The 21,255-nt window shown below is 75.5% G+C and carries 15 protein-coding genes; 10 read left to right on the top strand and 5 right to left on the bottom strand.

All coding sequences use genetic code 11. The features are described from left to right. Positions 1–82 precede the first annotated feature (82 nt). Positions 83–628 carry a DUF4334 domain-containing protein gene (locus KPL59_RS29105; protein ID WP_226350820.1) on the top strand — a complete coding sequence of 182 codons (546 nt, stop codon included), beginning with the start codon at positions 83–85 and terminating at the stop codon, positions 626–628. 37 nt (positions 629–665) lie between these two features. On the opposite strand, the gene KPL59_RS29100 is transcribed toward KPL59_RS29105, so the two are convergent. Continuing rightward, entirely contained in the window at positions 666–2,633 is a 1,968-nt protein-coding gene (locus KPL59_RS29100) for an AarF/ABC1/UbiB kinase family protein (protein WP_226362672.1), read from the bottom strand. Positions 2,634–2,803: 170 nt separating this feature from the next. Between KPL59_RS29100 and KPL59_RS29095 the strand changes: the two genes are divergently transcribed. Continuing rightward, positions 2,804–4,264, top strand: coding sequence for a serine hydrolase (locus KPL59_RS29095; protein ID WP_226350822.1), 1,461 nt, complete (start codon positions 2,804–2,806; stop codon positions 4,262–4,264). A 224-nt stretch (positions 4,265–4,488) separates the two neighbouring features. Continuing rightward, entirely contained in the window at positions 4,489–5,463 is a 975-nt protein-coding gene (locus tag KPL59_RS29090; RefSeq protein ID WP_226362671.1) for an alpha/beta hydrolase, read from the top strand. An 89-nt stretch (positions 5,464–5,552) separates the two neighbouring features. Here KPL59_RS29090 and KPL59_RS29085 read toward each other — a convergent pair whose 3' ends face one another. Next, a complete protein-coding gene (locus KPL59_RS29085; RefSeq protein ID WP_226362670.1) occupies positions 5,553–6,440 on the bottom strand; it encodes a YncE family protein in 888 nt (295 codons plus the stop codon). Between the two features lie 346 nt (positions 6,441–6,786). Between KPL59_RS29085 and KPL59_RS29080 the strand changes: the two genes are divergently transcribed. After that, the gene (locus KPL59_RS29080) at positions 6,787–7,998 is read left to right on the top strand and encodes a cytochrome P450 (RefSeq protein WP_226350825.1); all 1,212 of its coding nucleotides are present in this window, start codon (positions 6,787–6,789) and stop codon (positions 7,996–7,998) included. Positions 7,999–8,099: 101 nt separating this feature from the next. Here KPL59_RS29080 and KPL59_RS29075 read toward each other — a convergent pair whose 3' ends face one another. Both KPL59_RS29075 and KPL59_RS29070 read right to left on the bottom strand, forming a co-directional pair. Continuing rightward, positions 8,100–9,764, bottom strand: coding sequence for a GMC oxidoreductase (locus KPL59_RS29075; RefSeq protein ID WP_226362669.1), 1,665 nt, complete (start codon positions 9,762–9,764; stop codon positions 8,100–8,102). A 5-nt stretch (positions 9,765–9,769) separates the two neighbouring features. Continuing rightward, positions 9,770–10,207, bottom strand: a complete 438-nt coding sequence (locus KPL59_RS29070) for a hypothetical protein (RefSeq protein ID WP_226362668.1) — start codon at positions 10,205–10,207, stop codon at positions 9,770–9,772. A 271-nt stretch (positions 10,208–10,478) separates the two neighbouring features. Here KPL59_RS29070 and KPL59_RS29065 point away from each other — a divergent pair, with 271 nt between their 5' ends. Further along, a complete protein-coding gene (locus tag KPL59_RS29065; RefSeq protein ID WP_226362667.1) occupies positions 10,479–12,998 on the top strand; it encodes a Tex family protein in 2,520 nt (839 codons plus the stop codon). Positions 12,999–13,078: 80 nt separating this feature from the next. On the opposite strand, the gene KPL59_RS29060 is transcribed toward KPL59_RS29065, so the two are convergent. Continuing rightward, on the bottom strand, positions 13,079–13,828 hold the full coding sequence (locus tag KPL59_RS29060; RefSeq protein WP_226362666.1) for a tyrosine-protein phosphatase: 750 nt from the start codon (positions 13,826–13,828) through the stop codon (positions 13,079–13,081). A 283-nt stretch (positions 13,829–14,111) separates the two neighbouring features. On the opposite strand from KPL59_RS29060, the gene KPL59_RS29055 reads away from it, so the two are divergent. The 5 genes from KPL59_RS29055 to KPL59_RS29035 all read left to right on the top strand — a co-directional run bounded on the left by KPL59_RS29055 (position 14,112) and on the right by KPL59_RS29035 (position 21,227). Next, positions 14,112–16,046: a DEAD/DEAH box helicase gene (locus KPL59_RS29055; RefSeq protein ID WP_226362665.1), complete on the top strand. Its 1,935-nt coding sequence runs from the start codon at positions 14,112–14,114 to the stop codon at positions 16,044–16,046. A 259-nt stretch (positions 16,047–16,305) separates the two neighbouring features. Further along, entirely contained in the window at positions 16,306–17,988 is a 1,683-nt protein-coding gene (ilvD, locus tag KPL59_RS29050) for a dihydroxy-acid dehydratase (RefSeq protein ID WP_060712052.1), read from the top strand. A 126-nt stretch (positions 17,989–18,114) separates the two neighbouring features. Continuing rightward, positions 18,115–18,666 (top strand): ACT domain-containing protein, encoded by a 552-nt coding sequence (locus KPL59_RS29045; RefSeq protein WP_020622632.1) that lies wholly within the window; start codon positions 18,115–18,117, stop codon positions 18,664–18,666. Between the two features lie 283 nt (positions 18,667–18,949). Further along, complete coding sequence (locus tag KPL59_RS37220) at positions 18,950–20,614, top strand: hypothetical protein (RefSeq protein ID WP_308187972.1); 1,665 nt, start codon at positions 18,950–18,952, stop codon at positions 20,612–20,614. A gap of 196 nt (positions 20,615–20,810) precedes the next feature. Next, positions 20,811–21,227 (top strand): bifunctional 2-polyprenyl-6-hydroxyphenol methylase/3-demethylubiquinol 3-O-methyltransferase UbiG, encoded by a 417-nt coding sequence (locus KPL59_RS29035; RefSeq protein WP_226362664.1) that lies wholly within the window; start codon positions 20,811–20,813, stop codon positions 21,225–21,227. Positions 21,228–21,255: the final 28 nt, after the last annotated feature.

Raw genomic sequence — 21,255 nt, 5'->3', positions numbered from 1 at the left:
CCGGTACCCCGCGAGCAGGGGCGGAGCGGGGTGCGGGTTGTACCGTTGATCGACACGCCGACGTTTCGATGGAGAGCTCGCGATGACCAGCACCGCACCGGCCGACACGCTCCGACACCTCGCGCACGGCGCCACCCTGGAGGAGGGCCTCGGCTTCTTCGACGCGCTGCCCGCCGTCGGGGTCGAGGAGATGCTGGGCGACTGGTCGGGCGGTGAGATCCCCACCGGCAACCCGATGGACGGGCTGCTGGCCCGCTTCGGCTGGCACGGCAAGCGGTTCGACGGCGTCGACGACGTCCACCCGCTCGTCATGGACCACCCCCGCGGCGGCCGGTTCTCCCTCAACCCCGCCCTGGTCCCGCTGCCCGCGCTGCTGCGCTACCCGGCCGCGCTGCGCAACGCGACCCTCGCGCGGATCGCCCGCACCGCGGGCCCCGCGCTCGCCACCCGGGCCCCGAAGGCGCGGTTGCGCATCACCGAGTACCGCGGGGTCGCCAGCGCCACCATGTGCTACGACGACCTGCCGATCCACGACGTCTTCCGCCGCGTCGACGACGACACCGTGCTCGGCGCCATGGACATGCGCGGCCTGGCCCAGCCGTTCCTGTTCTTCCTGCGTCGCGAGTGACCGGCCGTCTCCCGCCGAGCGCCGCCGCGCCGCGGTCTCAGGTCCGGTAGGAACGGACGAGGGCACGCAGCCCCAGCACGGCCGCGACCATGAGGAGCAGGTAGCCGAGCAGGCCGTTGAGCGCGAGGCCGGGTCCGACCTCGGGACCGGTCGGCGCGGTCAGCAGCAGTGCCGCCATCAGCCCGGTCGCGGCGGCGAGTGCGCTGGTCACGAGCTGGCCGACGACACCGGCCGCCGGACGGGCGAGGTGCCCCGCCCGGGGGGCCACGCGGACGGTGAGGGTGCCGGCCTCCAGCGCGCCGACGATCCGGTCGACGCGGTGCGGGAGCCGCCGCAGCATCGGCAGGAGCAGGACGGCTTCGGTGGTCAGCCGCCGCCTCAGGTCGTCGGGGTCGGTGCCGGTGGTCAGCCGGGTGGTGGCGTACCGGCGGGCTTCGGCGACCAGGTCGAACCCCGGGTCGAGCGCGGTCAGCGTGCCGTCGAGGGTGCCGATCGCGCGGAACACCGCGGCCAGCTCGGGCGGGGCGGTCACGCCGTGGTCGGCGAGGATCCGGACGAGGTCGACGAACACGGCCGGGTCGGTCCCGCCCCCGGAGGCGGTGAACCGGGCGAGGAACCGGCCGAGGTCGCGGTCCAGGCGGCGTTCGTCGAGGGCGTCGGGGGCGTCCGCGATCTCCAGCAGGACGTCCCGGACGTCGGACGCGTCGCCGCCGTCGACGGCGACCAGCAGCCGGACCAGCGACGCCCGGAGACCGGCGTCGAGGACACCGACCGAGCCGAGGTCGAGCCAGACCAGCTGCCCGGCTCCGTCGGGGGTGTCGGTGTAGAGGATGTTGCCCGGATGCGGGTCGGCGTGGAAGCGGCCGCCGACCATGATCTGGGTGAGCAGCGCCTCCAGCAGCGCATGCGCGAACCGGGGTCGCAGCTGCGGCGGGGCCTCGGTGACCGGTCGGCCGTGGATCCGCTCGAGGACCAGCAGCCGGGCCGTGCTGTGCTGTGCGTACACCGCAGGCGTGCGGACCACGGCGGCCGGCCCCGGGTCGACCGCGGCGAGGTTGCGCCGCTCCATCCGGAAGTCCAGCTCCTCGCGCAGCGACGCCGCGAAACCGTCGACCAGCGCGACGACGCCGAGCCGCGCCGCCCACGACGCGCGCCGCTCCAGGCGGCGGGCGAGCCGGGCCAGGATCTCCATGTCGTCGGCGACGACGGGGGCGATCCCCGGCCGCTGCACCTTGAGGACGACATCGCCGCCGTCGAGCAGCGTCGCGGTGTGCACCTGGGCGATGGACGCCGTCGCGAGCGGCTCGGGGTCGATCCGGGAGAACACCGTGGCGGGGTCGGCGCCCAGCTCGGTCCGGATCACGGTCTCCACCGCGCTCCACGGCACCGGGCGTGCCCGTGACTGGAGGTGGGTGAGCTCGTCGACGAACTCGGGCGGGAGCAGGTCCGGCCGGGTGGCGAGGATCTGACCGAGCTTCACGAAGGACACGCCCGCGTCCTCCAGCGCCGCGCGGACCGACCGGGCCAGCCGGGTCCGGCCCTCCGGGGTGGCGAGATCGGGACGCTGACGGGTGAACACGTACGCGGCCAGGCCGCGCCGGAGCAGGATCCGGGTGATCGCCGCGAAGCGCCGCGCACGGGACCGCCGGCCGGGGAGACTGCGGACCAGGGCGACCGGCCCGGGCAGCGACCCGCTGGGCACCAGCACCTCGGCCAGGACCAGCAGCACCATGGCGAGCAGCGTCGCCAGCATGCCGCCGAGCAGCACGTACCACAGCAACGGGAACGGTGCGGGGATCGCCGTGGCCGTGGCCGTGGCCGTGGCCGTGGCCGCGACCGCGGCCGGGGTGATCGCCTCCATGATCGGCACGGCGGCCCCGAACGCGACGGCACCGGCCGCGAGACGGCGCGACACCGAGAAGTCGAGCTGCAGCGGGCGGCTCACCACCCCGCTGAGCAGCAGCGTCCCGAGTACGGCCGTGATCGCGCTCCCGAACCAGTCCACGCCCGAAGCGTCCACCGAGGACGGTCGGAGCGGGTCCGGGACACCCCCGGGATCACCCGGACACGTGATCCCCGGCGGGTGACGAGGGTCGTCCCGGATGTCCGGCGCCCCGGCCGGTTCGACGATCGTCGGGAACGGCGCCGGTCCGGTGCGCCCGAGGGAGGTGTCCGGTGCGACGATCCGGTGTCCGAGCAGTCCGCGTCGCGGCCGTCGTGGTGAGCACGATGGTCGCCCTGCTGTGCGGGGCGGCCGCCCCGGCCGTCGCGGCCACCACACGGCTCGGCGACGATGCCGTCGTCGACGACTACGTCGGAGCGTTCCATCCCCCCGGCCTCGCCGCCGCCGTGCTCACGCCGGACGGCCGCACCCGGTTCCTGCTCCGCGGCACCGACGGTCGTGGCGAGCCGGTCACCGAGGACACCCGCTTCCGGATCGCCTCGATGAGCAAGGCGTTCACCTCCGTCGCGGTGATGCGGCTCGTCGACGCCGGACGGGTCCGGCTCGACCAGCCGGTCGGCGAGCTGCTGCCCGAGCTCGACCTCGGCGACCCCCGCTCGGCCCGGATGACCCTGCGGCACCTGCTCTCCCACACCTCGGGACTGTCGAACGAGCGCTACGACGAGTACGCGCTGCCGGTCGCCGGCTCGACGGCGGAGGTCGTCTCCGACCTCCGGGGTGTGGGGCTGGTCGCCGAGCCGGGCACCCGGTTCGAGTATTACAACACCAACTACGTCCTGGCCGCCCGCGTCGTCGAGCGAGTGACCGGCCAGGACGTCGACACCCACCTCGCCGAGCAGGTCCTCGCCCCGCTCGGCATGACCTCGACGACCTCGACGGTGCGGTGCGACCAGCAGCCGCCCGACCTCGCACCCGGGCACATCGGGGCGTTCGCGGTGCGGGTGGCCGTGCCGGAGCTCCCGGGCCTGTGCGCCGGGAACGGCGGCGTCGTCTCCACCGTGGCCGACATGGCGACCTGGGCACGGTTCCAGACCGGTGACGGCACCACGGCCTCGGGACGGCGGCTGCTCACCCCGGAGTCGCTGCGGGAGACCCACACCGCACAGCCCGGGGCCCAGGGCTACGGCCTGGGCTGGCGAGAGGTCCCGCTTCCCGGCACGTCGCCCGCGGTCGGCCACGGCGGCACGCTGGCCACGTTCACCGGTGACATCACCCTCCGCGACGCCGGCGTCGCCGCGGTCGTGCTGACGAACTCCGGTGGCGCGCCGTCCGAGCTCACCGCCGCCCTCGTCGCCGTCGCCGAGGGACGTGTCCCCGCGGGTGCGACGAACCCGCTCACCGCGGTGGACCTCGTCCTGGCCGGTCTGACCACGACGGTCCTGCTGCTCGGTGCGACGGGGGTGTGGCGGGCGCGCCGGTGGGCCGTCCGGCGCGGCCGGGCCCGGTGGCGGCTGGTGGTCCCCGTCCTCCCGGTCGTCGTGGGGACGGCTCTCCCGTTCGTCGTGGGTGCCTCGACCGGCCTGACGGGGTGGGGCGCGGCCCTGTACGTGACGTGGCTGCTGCCGATGACCACCGTGCTCGCGGTGGCCCTGGTGGTGGCCGGGACGGCCGTGCTGCTCGCCCGTGTCTCCCACCTCCGGTGGCGCCGGTCCGACCGGCCCGCCGACGCGTGACCGGCGCGGGACCGGTCGTCACCCGGGCGCTCCGATGACGTGGGCCGCTCGCGGTCACGCCCTTCTTTGCTCCGCGGCTCCGTGGACGGCCCGGGGTCAGGACCGCCGGTGCGTGTCACCGTCGGCGGTGCACTTCAGCGGCTGAACGGAGGGCCCCACTGCTTATGGTGGGGCCACGGTCTCACGACGCGAGCCACGCGACCGACCCCACGAGGAGGGCCGCCATGCCCGTACACCCGTCGCAGATCGACCCGGAGCTGCGGCGTCGCGGAACGCTGATCCGCAGGATCCGGTCCGCACGGACCGAGGAGCAGCTGCGCCGATCGAGCGCCCTCCCCGGGCCCGTCGACCGGCTGCTGCGCAGGCGGGTGCCCGCCGGTCTGGTCCGCAGCGAGGAGTGGATCCGGCGGCCGGACGGGTCGCGGCTGCGCATCCTGGTCTACCGGGCGCGGGACGCCCGGCCCGATGCTCCCGGACTGCTCTGGCTCCACGGCGGCGGGTACGCCACGGGAGCCCCCGAGTTCGAGGCGTTCTCCCTCCGGCCCCTGATCGCGGGGAGCGGCGCCGTCGTCGTCTCACCGGACTACCGCCTCAGCCCGGTGGCGCCGTACCCGGCCGCGCTCGACGATTCCTACGCGGCGCTGCTCTGGCTGAGGGACAACGCCGTCCGGCTCGGCGTGCGGCCCGACCAGATCGCGGTCGCGGGCGGCAGCGCGGGCGGCGGGCTGACCGCGGCGACGACGCTCTACGCGCGCGACGAGGGCGAGGTCGCCGTCGCCTTCCAGATGCCGCTGTACCCCATGATCGACGATCGCGGAGAGACCGAGTCCGGGCGGGACAACGACGCGCCGGTCTGGGACTCCGTGACCAACCGGTCGGCGTGGCGGCCGTACCTCGGCGACCTGTACGGCTCCGCGGACGTTCCGGCGTACGCGGCTCCGGCGCGGGCGACGGACCACGCCGGGCTCCCTCCGACGATGACCTTCGTGGGCAGTCTCGACCCGTTCCGGGACGAGACCGTCCACTACGTGGACAACCTGCGTGCGGCCGGCGTCTCGGTGGAGTTCCGCGAGTTCGCCGGCGCCTACCACGGCTTCGACGTGCTCGTTCCGAAGGCGTCGGCGAGCCGGGCTGCCGCCGCGTTCCGTGACCAGTGGTTCGGGCACGCGGTGCGGACCCACTTCGCCCCGCAGCCTTGATCGCGACCGGGCGAGCGGCACCGACAGGCCGTCGATGATCGAGGGGAGAGCGGGTTCCGCCCGTGCCGTCCTGCGCTCGTCGCGTCGGGCTACGAGGCGGGCCCGTCGACGACCTGGACGACGCCGTCGGCGGTGCCGGTGACGAACAGCCGCCCGGTGTCCGGGTCGACGGCGACCGTGTTCGGCTGGCGCACGGTGGGGATCCGGGCGACCTCCCGCGGCGTCGGCTCGGTCATGTCGTAGCCGACGAGCAGGTTCGCCCCGGTGGCGGTGACCCACACGCGGTCGCGGACCGGGTCGTAGGCGATGCCGTAGGGCTCCCCGGGCAGGTCCACCCGTCCGACCTCGGCCGGGGTGCCCGCCGGGTCGACGACGATCAGGTGCCCGCCCCGGGTGTCGGTCGCGATCAGGCGGCCGTGCCGGTCGGCGACCAGGTGGGTCGGGCCGTCCCCGGCCGGGAGCTCGCGGATCCCGTCGCCGGTCGCGGCGTCGTAGACGGTGAGGGTGTTCTCGCGGACGTCGACGAGTCCCACCCGGTCCCCGGCCGGGGCGAGCCCGGCGGGCTGGGTGACGTCGGTCAGCTGTCGCACCACCCGGTCCCCGCGGACCACGGACACGCTGCCGCCCGCCTCGTTGGCGACGAACACGGTCCCGGCCGCGGTCCCGGTCGCGTCGTGGGCCATCGGGCCGGTCATGACCTCGGAGGACACCCGGCCGTCCGGGAGCGAGACGCGCAGCAGGCCGTTCGCGCTCTCGCTCGGGACCAGCACCGGCCCGCCCGGCCCGGCGAGCTGCAGGTGACGCAGCACGCCCGGCAGCGGCACCCGCCCGGCGACGGCGGCGGTGTCGGCGTCGAGCAGCATGAGCCGGTCGGGCCGGCGCACCCCGACCGCGACGCGCCGCGTCGGCCCGTCGGCGACGATGCCCTCCGGGGCCGCCCCGACCGCGACGATCCGCCCGGGCGGGGTGCCGGTCACCGGGGGCCGCGACGCCCGGCTCGGCCGGCGGCGGCAGCGGCTCGGCGAAACGCACCGGGGTGCCCGCCCGCCCCGGCGCCGCCGGTGTGTCGGCAGGCGGGGCCGCACAGCCCACCGCCAGGAGCACCGTGGTCAGGAGCGCCGTGGTCAGGAGTGCCAGGGTCAGGAGCGCCGGGGGCGCCGGGACGGCCGGCGCCCCACGGGTCGTGCGTCCGACTGTCGCCATCTCCCCAGCATCGTCGGCCGGGCCGGTGACCGCGCGTCGGCCGAAGATCGTCTTGCACCATGAAACGATAGTCGGCTACCATTACGTCCTCGCAGACCGTGCGCACGAGGGAGTGTCACCGTGACGACCACCGAGGCCCCGCAGCTGCCGTTCGACCGTCCGAACATCATCGACGTCGCCCCGCTCTACGCCGTGCTGCGCCGCGAGGGCCCGGTCGTCCCGGTGCGCACCCCGGTCGGTGACCCGGCCTGGCTGGTCACCCGGCACGCCGAGGCCCGTGCCCTGTTCGCCGACCCGCGGCTCGGGCGCTCGCACCCCGAGCCGGAGAACGCCGCTCGGGTGTCGGAGGCCGCGATCCTGGGCGGGCCCAGCGGTGCCTTCGAGCGGGAGAAGGCCGAGCACGAGCGGATGCGCAGGTTGCTGGTGCCCGCGTTCTCCGCCAAGCGGATGCGGCTGCTCGGCGACCACGTCGGCGAGCTCGTCGACGGGTGTCTCGACGACCTCGTCGCGGCGAAGGAGGGCGCGGCCGACGGCGTCGCCGACCTGCACGCCCACCTCGCGTTCCCGCTGCCGGTGCTGGTCATCTGCGAGCTGCTCGGGGTGCCGTTCGCCGACCGCGGCTACTTCCACGGGCTGTCCGAGCGGGTCGCCACGATCCGCTCCGGTGGCGACGCCGACGTCGCGATGGGGGAGTTCCGCGCCTACCTGGGCCGCCTGGCGGATGCCAAGCGTGCGCAGCCGGGGGAGGACGTCGTCACCGACCTCGTCCGCGCCCGCGAGCAGGACCCGGACTTCGGCGAGGAGGAGATGACCCGGCTCGCCGCCGCGCTGCTGTTCGCCGGGCACGAGACGACCGTCGGGCGGATCGACCTCGGAGTCCTCCTGCTCCTGACCGACCCCGCCCGCCGCGACGCCTTCGTCGCCGACATCGACGGGCGGCTGCACGGCACCGTCGAGGAGGTCCTGCGGCTGTCCTCGCCGGGTGGGCTCGCCCTGCTGCGCTACGCCCACACCGACATCGAGGTCGGCGACGTCACGATCCGCCGCGGCGACGCCGTCATGATCGCGACCGCCTCGGCCAACCGGGACGCCGAGGTCTTCGCCGACGCCGACGCCTTCGACCCGACCCGTCGGCCCAACCCGCACGTGTCCTTCGGCTACGGCGGCCACTTCTGCATCGGCGCGAGCCTGGCGCGCACCGAGCTCGCGACGGTGTTCGCGCGGCTGTTCCGGCGGCTGCCCGGGCTGCGCCTCGCCGTCGCCCCGGAGGATCTGGAGGTGCGGGCCGAGCAGGTCACCGGCGGGGTGCGGTCGCTGCCGGTGACCTGGTGACCGGTGACCTGGTGACCGGGGACCGCGGCACCCGCTGATCTCGCGTGGCGCCCCGTGCGCGGAGTGCCACGGACGGCGGCGGGTCGCCACGGGCGCGGCGGTCAGAGGCCGTCGCGCAGGATCCCGTCCATCGCCCGCTCCACGATCGCGGCGATCGTCCAGGACGGGTTGGTGCTGCCGGTCGACCCCGGCACCAGCGCCCCGTCGACGACGTGCAGCCCCGGGTGCCCGGTGACACGCCCGCGGTCGTCGGTCACCCGGCCCAGGACCGCGCCGCCCAGCGGGTGCCACGTCACCGGGTCCAGGGTGCCCAGGTCGAGCACCCCGGTCGGGGCGTCCGCGGCGCGGGCGACCAGCCCGGACAGGCCCGACGGCAACTGCGCGGCCAGGCCGGACACGGTCCGGCCCAGCCCGACGCCGAGCGGGGCGTCGGGCGCGATCAACCGCTGGGTGAGGTCGCGGACGGTGCGCTGGGCGTCGGCGTCGCCGTCGGTGGGCCAGTGCAGGACGGCCTCGCCGGTGGCGGTGTCGAAGCGGAACTCGCCCACCGGGTCGCAGGCCCCGAACCCGGGCAGCGACATCGCCCGGATGTCGAACGGCAGCGGTGCGGGACCGTAGGTGAGCGTGACGGCCTCGGCGCGGTCGTCGGTGGGCGGGCGGATGCCGGCCGCCATCGGTCCGGCCTGCGGTCCGCCCGCGGGCTCGGGGACACCGACGCGCAGCTGGATGCGGTCGCCGTTGTTGCCCCAGAACCGGCCGGCGTCGGCGGTGAGGTCGGGCAGCGTCCCGGTCTCGCGGGCCCGTACGAGCAGCCGGGAGGTGCCGGTCGACCCGGCGGCGAGGAACACCGCGCCGGTGGTGAGCGCGATCCGCTCCTGCACGACGCCGTCGGTGTCGATCCGCTCGACGTCGAGCCGGTAGCGGCCGCCGCCGAGCGCGTGCAGGTCGGTGACCCGGTGCAGCGGGGCGACGGTGACCAGACCGGAGGCCTCGGCGTCGCGCAGGTAGTTCTTGTCCGACGACAGCCGCGCCCCGGAGTTGACCCCGGAGAAGTACTCGCCGACCGACATCGACGGGGTCGCGCGCCCGGCGAACTCGGCGCGCACGACGTCCCAGTCGGTGGCGTTGGGCAGCAGCTGGGCCGTCAGCCCCGCGCGGCGGGCCTGCTCCAGGAACAGCCGGGTGCCGACGTGCGCGGGGTGGGCCAGGACGTCGTCGGGGATCGGCGAGACCCCGACCCGGGCGGCCGCGCGCGGGTAGTGGACCGCGGCGAGCTCGTCGTGGTCGATGCCGGGGATCGCCGCGGAGAACACCGCCGCGTCCGGCCGGATCCAGACTCCGGCGTAGACCAGGGTCGATCCGCCCACCCCGGCCCCGCAGAGCACGCTCATCCCACGCCCGGACACCTTCTCGAACAGTCCGGTGTAGGGCTTGTACAGCGTCGGTGGCTGGCCGGGGAACACCGGCGCGGGCGTCAGCCACGACGAGCGACGGTCCGGGCGCAGGAACGGCGGGAACGTGTCGGCGGCCGGGGTGGTCCAGCGGCGGCCGCGTTCGAGGACCAGGGTGCGCACGCCCGCCTCGGCGAGCCGGGCCGCGGCGATCGACCCGCCGAGCCCGCTCCCGACGACGACGGCCGGAGCGGACATCGCGGTCACGTCCCGGCGCAGCAGGGCGGGCGCGGCGTTCGCGGTCCCGGCGGCGCCGAGCGCGGCGGCGCCGAGCGCGGCACCGGTCAGGAAACTCCGGCGGCTGGTCACCCGCATGCCGCTCAGTCCCCGATCCGGATGTCGGCGACGATCTCGCGGATCAGGCCGCTCTCGTAGCGGAAGGTCTCGTGCACCCGCGCGGTCGTGAGGCCGACCGGGCCCACCCCGACGGACAGGGTGAAGTCCGCGACCACGACGCCGTCCTCGCGCACGCGGTAGGTCTCCTCTGAGACGCCGCGGATGATCCGGTACTGCGGGCCGTACCGCAGGTCGGCGCGCAGCTGGTCGCCGGAGAACCCGGTCGGCAGCCCCGCCTCGACCCGGGTCGCGGCCGGGTGGAACGGCACCGCGGAGGGGTCGTGGTCGACGAGCGCGGCCACGTAGGCGCGGGCCCCGTCGACCCGGCAGGCGTCGTCACAGGTGGACGCGGACGCGACCCCCGCACCCGCCCCGGCTGCGACCACGCCGATGGCCACTGCGACGACCACTGCGACGAGCACGGACAGCACTGGACCGAGCGATCTCACGGGAACCTCCGGGACCTGGGGGAGCGGTCGGGGACGAGGTGACGGGACCCGGGCCCGCGGGCGGGCCATGATCCACAGCGGGTCACGACGGAAGTCTGGCACGGGTGAGCGGGCGCTCACCCACCGGGTTCTCCATCGGATGTCGGACACTTGTCCGCGGTCCCGGAGGCACCCGTCCGGACGGGCGCGGGCCCGACCCCCACCCGGCGGTGGCGCCCGCGACACCGTTCGCGACGATGGGGCGGTGACAGGCACGGCACCCCCGGACATCCAGCAGCACCGCTCGATCAACCAACGCATCGCCGACGAACTCGGCGCCCGGCCGGACCAGGTCGGGGCCGCGGTGGCCCTGCTGGACGAGGGCTCGACGGTCCCGTTCGTCGCGCGGTACCGCAAGGAGGCGACCGGCGGACTCGACGACGCCCAGCTCCGCACCCTGGAGGAGCGGCTGCGCTACCTGCGGGAGCTGGAGGAGCGGCGCACCGTCGTCCTCGACTCCATCCGCTCGCAGGGCAAGCTCGACGAGGCCCTCGAGGCCACCATCCTCGCCGCCGAGTCCAAGGCCCGGCTCGAGGACATCTACCTGCCCTACAAGCCCAAGCGCCGCACCAAGGCGATGATCGCCCGCGAGCAGGGTCTGGAGCCGCTGGCCGACGCGCTGCTCGCCGACCCGACGCTCGACCCGCACGAGACCGCCTCGGGCTACGTGACCGACGAGGTCGCCGACGCCGGCGCCGCGCTGGAGGGCGCCCGGTCGATCCTGGTCGAGCGGATCGGGGAGAACGCCGACCTCGTCGGTGGCCTGCGCGAGCGGATGTGGAGCCACGGCAGGCTGGTCACCACGGTCCGCGAGGGCAAGGGGAACGACCCGGCCGCGGCGAAGTTCTCGGACTACTTCGCCTTCGCCGAGAAGTTCACGACGCTGCCGTCGCACCGGATCCTCGCGGCCTTCCGCGGCGAGTCCGAGGAGGCGCTCGACGTCACCCTCGATGCCGGCGTCGCCGACGACGAGCCGAACCCCTACGAGGCGCTGATCGCCGCCGAGTACGGCATCGCCGACCGTGGCCGTCCCGGCGACGCCTGGCTGCTCGGCGTCGTCCGGTGGGCGTGGCGGACCCGGCTGCTCACCGCGCTCGGCATTGACATCCGGGTCCGGCTGCGCACCGCCGCCGAGGAGGGCGCGATCGGGGTGTTCGCGGCGAACCTGCGCGACCTCCTGCTCGCCGCCCCCGCGGGCACCCGCGCGACCCTGGGCCTCGACCCGGGCCTGCGCACCGGGGTCAAGGTCGCCGTCGTCGACGCCACCGGCAAGGTCGTCGACACCGCGGTGATCTACCCGCACGAGCCCCGCAAGGACCGCGCCGGGTCGCTGAAGACCCTGGCGGCGCTGTGCACGAAGCACGCGGTCGAGCTGATCGCGATCGGCAACGGCACCGCCTCGCGCGAGACCGACGCGCTGGCCGGTGAGCTGATCGCGGCCAACCCGGGCCTGAAGCTGACCAAGGTGATGGTGTCCGAGGCCGGCGCGTCGGTGTACTCGGCGTCGGCCTACGCCTCGGCCGAGCTGCCCGACATGGACGTCTCGCTGCGCGGCGCGGTCTCCATCGCGCGGCGCCTGCAGGACCCGCTCGCCGAGCTGGTCAAGATCGACCCGAAGTCGATCGGGGTCGGCCAGTACCAGCACGACCTGCCCGAGTCGTCGCTGTCGCGGTCGCTCGACGCGGTCGTCGAGGACTGTGTGAACGCCGTCGGGGTGGACGTGAACTCCGCGTCCGCGCCGCTGCTGCGCCGGGTCTCGGGCATCTCCGAGTCCCTCGCCGCCGCGATCGTCGCCCACCGCGACGAGAACGGCCCGTTCCGGAACCGGACCGCGCTGACCGGCGTCGCGCGGCTCGGGCCCAAGGCGTTCGAGCAGTGCGCGGGCTTCCTCCGGATCCGCGGCGGCGACGAGCCGCTCGACGTCACCGGCGTGCACCCCGAGTCCTACCCGGTGGTGCGCAAGATGGTGGAGCGCACCTCGCTGGACGTCTCCGCCCTGATGGGCAACGCCGCGCGGCTGCACCAGATCAAGCCCAAGGACTACGTCGACGACACCGTCGGGCTCCCGACCGTCACCGACATCCTGGCCGAGCTGGAGAAGCCCGGCCGGGACCCGCGCCCGGCGTTCCGCACCGCGACCTTCGCCGAGGGCGTCCACAAGATCTCCGACCTGCGGCCGGGGATGCTGCTGGAGGGCGTCGTCACCAACGTCGCCGCGTTCGGCGCGTTCGTCGACGTCGGCGTGCACCAGGACGGCCTCGTGCACGTGAGCGCGATGAGCAAGGACTTCGTGTCCGACCCGCGCGACGTCGCGAAGTCCGGTGACGTGGTCAAGGTGAAGGTCCTGGAGGTCGACGAGGCCCGCAAGCGGATCTCGCTGACCCTGCGGCTGGACGACGAGCCCGGCGCGGGCGAGCGCGGCGGCCGGTCCCGCGGGCCCGGCCAGGGTCAGGGCGGTGGCCAGGGGGCCGGCCAGGGCGGCCGTGGCCGCGACGGCGGCGGGCGCGGTCCCGGCGGTGGCCAGGGCGGCGGACGCGGCCAGGGTGCCGGACGCAGTCAGGGCGGCGGTGACCGTGGCCGGGGCGGACGCGGTGGCCAGGGCGCCGGTCGCGGCGGCGCCGGCGGGCAGGGCGGTCGCGGGGGCGCCGGCGGTCGCCAGGACCGCGGTCCCGCCAACGACGCGATGGCCGAGGCCCTGCGCAAGGCGGGCTTCGGGAAGTCCTGACCCCGAGCCCTCGCACGAACGGGCCCCCGTACGCACCGTGCGTACGGGGGCCCGTTCGTAGGAGAGGGGTGTGGGCGGGGTCAGCGGGGGAGGTCCGGCTCCAGCAGCCGCTCGGCGAGGCGGCGCAGGTCGTCGTCGGTCACGTCCCAGCTGCGCAGCCGGCCCGCCGGTCCGCCGGGGTGGGCGTCGAGGTCGTCGAGCACGGCCTCCAGGGCGGCGGCGTCCACCCCGAGCAGCGCCTCGTGGTCGGGCTCGGGCTGCCCCCAGGCGCGCAGCCGGTCCCACAGGGTCGGCAGGACCTCGTTGGTGCGCAGGTAGTCCGCGACGATCGTCGCGCGCGGCACGTCCAGCACGGCCAGCAGCACCCCGACCACGATCCCGGTGCGGTCCTTGCCCGCGGCGCAGTGCACGAGGACGGGGGCGGGTGCGTCGGCGACGGTCCGCACGATCCCGGCCAGCTCGGCGCCGGCCTCCGACGCCAGCAGCCGGTAGGCCCACTCGAGCCCGTCCTGGCCGGCGGCGGCCGTCGCGACCTGCTCCGGGGTCAGCGACGAGCCGAGCGGGACCGGCCGGACGTCGGCGACGCCGGCGAGCGGGTGCGGCTCGCGCGTCTCCGCCGCCGAGCGCAGGTCGACGACGGTCCGCGGCGGCCACGGGGAGCCGTCGGGCAGGTCGAGGGCCCGGGCCTCGCGGGGGTCGCCGGGGCGGGGGGCGTCGGACCGGTAGAGCACCCCGCGCCGTACCCGGTAGCCGTCCGTCGTGCGGAGACCGCCGAGATCACGCAGGTTCGCCGGGCGCCGGGTCGCCGCGCCGGAGAGGAATGCCGTCACCCGACCAGGGTGGGTGATCTCGCCGTGGCCGCGCCGGGCGGCGTGACCAGGGGCATCGGTGGCGTCGGTCACCCGGACCCGGCGCACGCGTCGCTCCGGGACATGGCACACTGGTCGATCGACGGCCGTAGGCGATGACGCACGGCCGCGAGCCCCGGAGGTCTGGGTTCACCGGCACATCATCTGGATCGAGATGCCGCACGCGGGCCTGGCGGGCTGGGAGAGCGGGCGAGAGCCGCCCGACGACACAGCGCACCCCCTGCGCACGCCATTTGAGGACCGAGTGACCATTCTGCTGGACCAGCACCCCGACCTGAACGACTCCGGAGACGAGATCACCACTTCCGCCGCCATGACGGACACCGACACCGCCGAGCTCGACACCGAGGTCGCCGCCACACCCGATGCGACCGCCGTCGAGGAGCACACCTCCTCGGACGAGGTCGCCGAGGACGAGCGCACCGAGGACCGTACCGACGAGCCCGTCGACGACACCCCCGCCGGCCCGACCTTCGCCGACCTGGGCCTCGCGCCCCAGCTGCTCGACACCCTCGAGAAGCTGGGCTACGCCTCGCCGAGCCCGATCCAGGCCGCCGCGATCGGCCCGCTGATCGCCGGGCGCGACCTGCTGGGCCAGGCCGCCACCGGTACCGGCAAGACCGCCGCGTTCTCGCTGCCGATGCTGCAGCGCCTCGCCGACGGCCGCACCTCCCGCTCCCGCGGCGCCAAGCCCTTCGGCCTGGTGCTCGCCCCGACCCGTGAGCTGGCCATGCAGGTCGGCGACGCGGTCTCCAAGTACGGCGCCGCGCTCGGTGCCTCGGTCGCCTGCGTCTACGGCGGCGCGCCCATCGGCCCGCAGCTGGGCCAGCTCCGTCGCGGCGTCGACATCGTCGTCGCCACCCCGGGCCGGGCGATCGACCTGGTCAACCGCGGTGCACTCGCGCTGGACGCGATCGAGGTCGCCGTCCTGGACGAGGCCGACGAGATGCTCGACATGGGCTTCGTCGAGGACATCGAGACGATCCTCGGCGCCACGCCGCGGGGCCGCCAGACCGTGCTGTTCTCCGCGACCATGCCGGGCCGCATCCAGAGCCTCGCGCGGACCCACCTGACCGACCCGGCCGACATCCGGATCAAGAAGGAGGCCACGCCCGAGGGCGAGGCCCCGCGGGTCCGCCAGACCGCCTACCACGTGCCGCGCAGCCACGTCACCGTCGCGCTGGGCCGGGTGCTCGAGATGGAGCAGCCGACCGCGGCGATCGTGTTCTGCCGCACCCGCGCCGACGTCGACGCCGTCACCGAGACGCTGACCGCGCGCGGGCTGCGCGCCGAGGCGCTGCACGGCGGCATGGACCAGGAGCACCGCACCCGGGTCGTCGAGCGCCTGCGCGCCGGCCGCACCGAGCTGCTGGTCGCCACCGACGTCGCGGCCCGTGGTCTCGACATCGACTCGCTGACCCACGTGGTCAACCACGACGTCCCGTCGTCGCCGGAGTCCTACGTGCACCGCATCGGCCGGGTCGGCCGCGCGGGCCGCGAGGGCGTCGCGATCACCCTGGTCACCCCGGGGTCGGTGCGTCACCTGCGCAACATCGAGCGCCTCATCGGCGCGTCGGTGCCCAGCGCGCCGGTGCCCTCGCCGGAGGACCTGCGCACCGTGCGGCTCGCCCGCACCGCGCTGGCCCTGCGCGAGCAGGCCGGTCAGGACGCCGACACCCCGCCGCAGGACGGCGTGGAGCAGCTCGTCGTCGAGCTGGCCCGCGACCACGACCTCGCCTCGATCGCCGCCGCGGCGATCCGGATCGCCCGCGCCGGCAACTCGGTGCCGGACGACGAGATCGAGATCCCGCAGGTCCGCTCGCGCGGTGGCCGCGACAGCGGCCCCGGTGACCGTGGCCCGCGCCGCGACCGCGACGGTCGTCCGACCGGTGCCCGCGGTCAGGGTGCCCGTCCGCCGAAGGCCGGTGCGACCCGCCTGTTCGTCTCGGCGGGCCGTGCCTCCGGTGTGCGCCCGCAGGACATCGTGGGTGCGCTGGCGAACGAATCCCGGCTGTCCGGCCGCGACATCGGCGCCATCCAGATCCACGAGCGCCACTCGCTGGTCGAGGTGCCCGAGCACGCCGCGGACGACGTGCTGCGCTCGCTGCGCGGTGCGACGACGCTCAAGGGCCGCAAGGCCAACGTGCGTCGCGACCGGGACAACGCCGGCGCCCGCTAGACCCGGTACACACGACAGGGGCCCCGCGCGATCCGCGCGGGGCCCCTGTCGTCGGTGGGGAGGGCGGGCCGCCTCGACCCGGTCACCGTGGCGCAGCGTTCCGGAGCACACCGGCGCGTCCTGGTCCCGCATCGGCAGGCAGCCCGCGGACCCTGGGTCGCGGTCGCTCCCGTGGACGGCGATGCCGCCGGGCCTGCACCGGCGATCTGCGGCAGGATCGGCCCCGTCCCGACCACCGGAGTCCGGCCGAGGAGCGCGCATGACCACCACCAGTTCCCGCAAGCCCCGCAGTCACCAGGTCACCGACGGCATCGGTGCCACCGCCGCCCGCAGCATGCTGCGCGCGGTCGGCATGCGCGACGACGACTTCGCCAAGCCCCAGATCGGCATCGCTTCGTCCTGGAACGAGATCACCCCGTGCAACCTGTCGCTGCAACGGCTCGCGACCGCGGCGAAGGAGGGCGTGCACACCGCGGGCGGCTACCCGCTGGAGTTCGGCACGATCTCGGTCTCCGACGCCATCTCCATGGGGCACCGGGGCATGCACTACTCGCTGGTGAGCCGGGAGATCATCGCCGACTCGGTGGAGACCGTCGTCGAGGCCGAGCGGCTCGACGGGACGGTGCTCCTGGCGGGCTGCGACAAGTCGCTGCCCGGGATGCTGATGGCCGCGGCCCGGCTCGACCTCGCCGGGGTGTTCGTCTACGCCGGATCGATCATGCCGGGCCGGGTCGGCGACCGGGAGGTCAACATCGGGGACGCCTTCGAGGGCATCGGCGCCTGCGCCCGCGGCCTGATCACCCCCGACGAGCTCGACACCCTGGAACGCGCGATGTGCCCGGGGGAGGGGGCGTGCGGCGGCTTCTACACCGCGAACACGATGGCCGCGGCGGCCGAGGCGCTCGGGATGGCGCTGCCCGGCTCGGCCAGCCCGCCCGCGGTGGACCGGCGCCGCGACGGCGTCGCCAGGGCCTCCGGCGAGGCCGCGGTCGGGATGATCGCGAAGGGGCTGACCGCGCGGTCGATCCTGACCCGCGAGGCCTTCGAGAACGCGATCGCCGTCGTCATGGCCTTCGGCGGGTCCACCAACGCGGTGCTGCACCTGCTCGCCATCGCCCGCGAGGCCGAGGTGCCGCTGACCCTGGACGACTTCAACACCGTCGGCGACCGGATCCCGCACCTGGCCGACGTCAAGCCGTTCGGGCGCCACCTGATGTACGCCGTCGACCAGGTCGGGGGCGTGCCGGTGGTGATGAAGGCCCTGCTCGACGCCGGCCTGATCCACGGCGACGCCCGCACCGTCACCGGTGCCACGGTCGCGGAGAACCTCGCCGAGCTCGACCCGCCCGGCCTCGACGGCTCGGTCATCCACGACCTCGCGAACCCGATCCACCCCACCGGCGGGCTCACGATCCTGCGCGGCTCACTCGCACCCGACGGCGCGGTGGTCAAGTCCGCCGGGTTCGACGCCACCACCTTCACCGGCACCGCCCGCGTCTTCGACGGCGAGCAGGGCGCGCTCGACGCCGTCGACGCCGGGGAGATCGGGCCCGGCACGATCGTCCTGATCCGCTACGAGGGCCCCCGCGGCGGACCCGGGATGCGGGAGATGCTGGCCGTCACCGGGCGGATCAAGGGCGCGGGTCTCGGCAAGGAGGTCCTGCTGGTGACCGACGGCCGCTTCTCCGGGGCGACGACCGGGCTGTGCGTCGGGCACGTCGCGCCCGAGGCCGCCGACGGCGGACCGATCGCGCTCGTCCACGACGGGGACACGATCACCCTCGACATGAAGGCCCGCACGATCGACATCGGCGTCGAGCCCGCCGAGCTGGAGCGGCGTCGCGCGGGGTGGACGTGCCCCGAGCCGACGAACCGGCGCGGGGTGCTCGGCAAGTACGCGAAGCTCGTCTCCTCGGCGGCCGACGGGGCGGTCTGCGGCTGACCCGCGCGGCCGGCGCGCCCCGCGGTCGCGCCGGCCCGTCCCGAGGCCCGGGCGGGACCACCGTCGCGACGCGGCCGACATCGCGCCGACACGGATTCGCAACATCGGTGACGGACGCTGGTGGGGATGAGCACCGATGCCGGGACCGTGAACGGCCTCTACCGGGTACGGGTACGGCTGCCCGACGAACCGGGCGCCCTGGCCCGCCTCACCGCGGCCCTGGCCGCGGTGGACTGCAACATCCTCGCCCTGTCGGTGCACGGCCAGGACGCCCACTCGGTCGTCGACGAGCTGCTGGTGTCGGGGCCGTGCAGCGTCGGGGAGCTGTCGGTCGCGATCTGCGACGCGGTCACCGGCGGCGGGGTCATGGTGCTGCCGGCCGACCCGCACGACCTGGTCGACCCGCCGACCCGGGCGCTCGACCTGGTCGCGGCGGGCCGGACGGCGGCCGACGGCGTCGCGGCGCTGCTCGGCGCCGCGTCGGTCCGCACCCCGGGCCCCGACGACCCCGGGGCCCGCGACGAGCACGACATCGAGCTGTGCGCCGCCGACGGCACCCGGATCGTCGCCCGCCGGGCGGCGCCGTTCACCGTGACCGAGGTCGCCAGGGCCGAGGCGTTCCTGCGGGCGGTCGCCACGCGCCCCGAGTCCGACCCGCGCGGCCGGCCGACGGCCTGACAGCACGGCGGCGCTGCGGCACGGCGGCACGGCGGCACCGCGCACGCTCCCGGTCGGGCACCGCGCTCGGCGACGTGCCGACACCGGTCGGCGCCGACGGCCGCCGCGCACGCTTGTGACCGCGTCCGCGGCGCTGCCATCCTGCGCGCAGGACATCCGAGAACTGGGCACGACCTCCACACCGCCCACGGCGGGACGGAACGCACGGCCTCCGGCGGCGTCCTCAGCATCGTGAAACACAGGTGACCCGCCGCCGCAACCCACGACGGCGATCGTCATCGGCGTGGAGGCCGGCATGGACGAGCAGCAGCAGGGGACGCCGCGGTGCGGCGTCGGGGTGGTCGTGCCCTACGACTTCGCGCTGGACCACGAGATGTGGCGCTGGGTCCCCGAGGGGACGACGCTGCACCTCACACGCACCCCGTTCGTCGAGACCCCGGCCGACGCCGGACAGGCCCGGCTGATCTCGGACCCGGCCATGGTGCGGACCGCGGTGCGCGAGGTGCTGACACCCGGGCCCGGCGTCGTCGCCTACTCCTGCACCTCGGGCAGCTTCGTCGACGGCGCCGCGGGGGAGCGGGCACTGCGTGCCGCGGTCCTCGACGCGGGCGCCCCGGCGGCGGTCACCACGGCCGGAGCGCTCGTCGCGGCCTGCGCCGAGCTGGGCGTGACCCGGCTCGCCGTCGCCACGCCCTACGTCGACGACCTCACCGACCTGCTCGCCGGTTTCCTCGCCGAGCACGGCGTCGCCACCGTCGCCCGGCACGGCCTGGGCCTGCTCGGCGGGATCTGGCAGGTCCGCGCCGACGACGTCGCCGCCGCCGTGTGTGCCGCCGACCACCCCGATGCGCAGGCGGTGTTCGTCTCGTGCACCAACCTCGCCACCTACGACGCCGTCGCCGGCCTCGAACGCGAGCTCGGCAAGCCCGTCCTCACCGCGAACCAGGTGACGGTGTGGGCCGCGCTGCGCGCGGTCGGTCGTGACGCCGTCGGGCCGGGGCAGACGCTCGTCGAGGGTCGCCCCGCCGTCGCGGCGCCGCCGGAGACCCCGGTGCCGTCGGAGGTCCCGGCGCTGCCGGAGCCGACGGTGCTGCGGGTGGTCGGGGCACCGGAGCTGCACAAGGTCCGGGTCCGGCTGCCCGACGAGTCCGGGGCGCTGGCCCGGCTCACCGCGGCCGTCGCCGAGGTCGGCGGCAACATCCTGTCCCTGTCGGTGCACGCCCAGGACGCGGGGTCGGTGGTCGACGAGATGCTGGTCGGCGGCCCGGTCACCGCCGAGCGGCTCTCCCGGGTGATCCGGCGACGGCTGCGCGGCTCCGCCCCCGACACCGTGCGGGTCACCCCGGCCGACCCGCACGAGCTCGTCGACACCCCCACCCGGGCGCTCGACCTCGTCGCGGCGTCGCGCACCCCGGACGGGCTGCGCGAGGCCCTCGCCGCCTTGCTGCACGCCGACGACGTCGTCGCCGGCCCGGCGACCGGAACCCACGTGCTGGAGCTGACCGGTCCGGACGGCACCCCGCTCGTCGCGCGCCGGGGCTGGGCGCCGTTCACCGTCACCGAGCGGGCCCGGGCCGAGGCGTTCCTGCGCGCGGGCGCGGCGGGCCCGGTCGGTGAGCTGCTCCTCGACGACGGTGACGCGCTCACCGCGACCCCGGCGACCGGCGCCGAGACCGCCGAGCTCGCGACGCTGTTGCGCACCTGCGTCGCGGGGTCACCGGAGGCCACGACCACCTGGACCGACGCCGACCTGCGCTCGGTGCTGCTCCCACCCGGCGGGCGCTGCCTGCTGCTGCGCTCGCGGGCGGGAGACCTCGTCGCCGTCGCCGCGCGGCTCACCGCGCCGGACACCGGTGCCGAGACCGTCGTGGTGGTGCACCCGCTGCACCGCCGCCGCGGACTGGGCCGGTGGCTGCGGCGGCGGCTCGCCGCCGGCGTCCCCGTCTAGCCTGTCGGGGTGTCCGACGACCGCACGCTCGACCCCGGGAACCTGCCCGACGACTGGGACTCCTGGAAGGACCGCGTCGACCTCACCGACTACGACCGGAAGTGGGCGGCGATGGCCGCGGCGGGGGAGAACCCGCACGGCGAGGCCGACCTGGTCACCGCGCTGTGCGGCGACGGCCCCGTGCTCGACGGCGGCTGTGGCATCCGGCCGCGTCGCGATCGAGCTGGACCGGCGTGGGATCGCCGTCACCGGCGTCGACCCCGACCCGGACATGATCGCCGCGGCCCGGGCCAAGGCGCCCGCGCTGCGCTGGGTCGCCACCGGTCTGGAGCACCTCGACCTGCCGGACCGGTTCGCGCTGGTGGTGCTCGCGGGCAACGTGATCCCGTACGCGAGCGACCGTGCCGGAGTGGTCGCCGGGTGCGCGGCACACCTGCGCGCCGGCGGGCTGCTGCTCGCCGGGTTCGCGACGCAGCCGGGCTGGCCGACCCCCGACGACCACGACGCGTGGTGCGCCGCCGCCGGACTCGTGCCGGTCGTGCGCTGGGCCACCTGGGACCGCGAGCCGTGGTCGAGGGGCGACTACGTCGTCGCGCTGCACCGGCGCGACTGAACGCGACTGAACCCCGTCGGCCGCCCGG

The sequence above is a fragment of the Pseudonocardia sp. ICBG1142 genome (genome assembly GCF_020496255.1).
Lineage (GTDB): Bacteria > Actinomycetota > Actinomycetes > Mycobacteriales > Pseudonocardiaceae > Pseudonocardia.
The sequence above is the reverse complement of the archived record's forward strand: the minus strand, read 5'-3'. Positions and strand labels throughout refer to the sequence as shown.

What these genes read in the sequence shown, in the direction of transcription:
- KPL59_RS29105 (WP_226350820.1), top strand. Translation starts at nt 83, where the DNA reads ATGACCAGCACCGCACCGGCCGACACGCTCCGACACCTCGCGCACGGC.
- KPL59_RS29090 (WP_226362671.1), top strand. Translation starts at nt 4,489, where the DNA reads ATGCCCGTACACCCGTCGCAGATCGACCCGGAGCTGCGGCGTCGCGGA.
- KPL59_RS29075 (WP_226362669.1), bottom strand. Translation starts at nt 9,764, where the DNA reads ATGCGGGTGACCAGCCGCCGGAGTTTCCTGACCGGTGCCGCGCTCGGC.
- ilvD (WP_060712052.1), top strand. Translation starts at nt 16,306, where the DNA reads ATGACCACCACCAGTTCCCGCAAGCCCCGCAGTCACCAGGTCACCGAC.
- KPL59_RS29045 (WP_020622632.1), top strand. Translation starts at nt 18,115, where the DNA reads ATGAGCACCGATGCCGGGACCGTGAACGGCCTCTACCGGGTACGGGTA.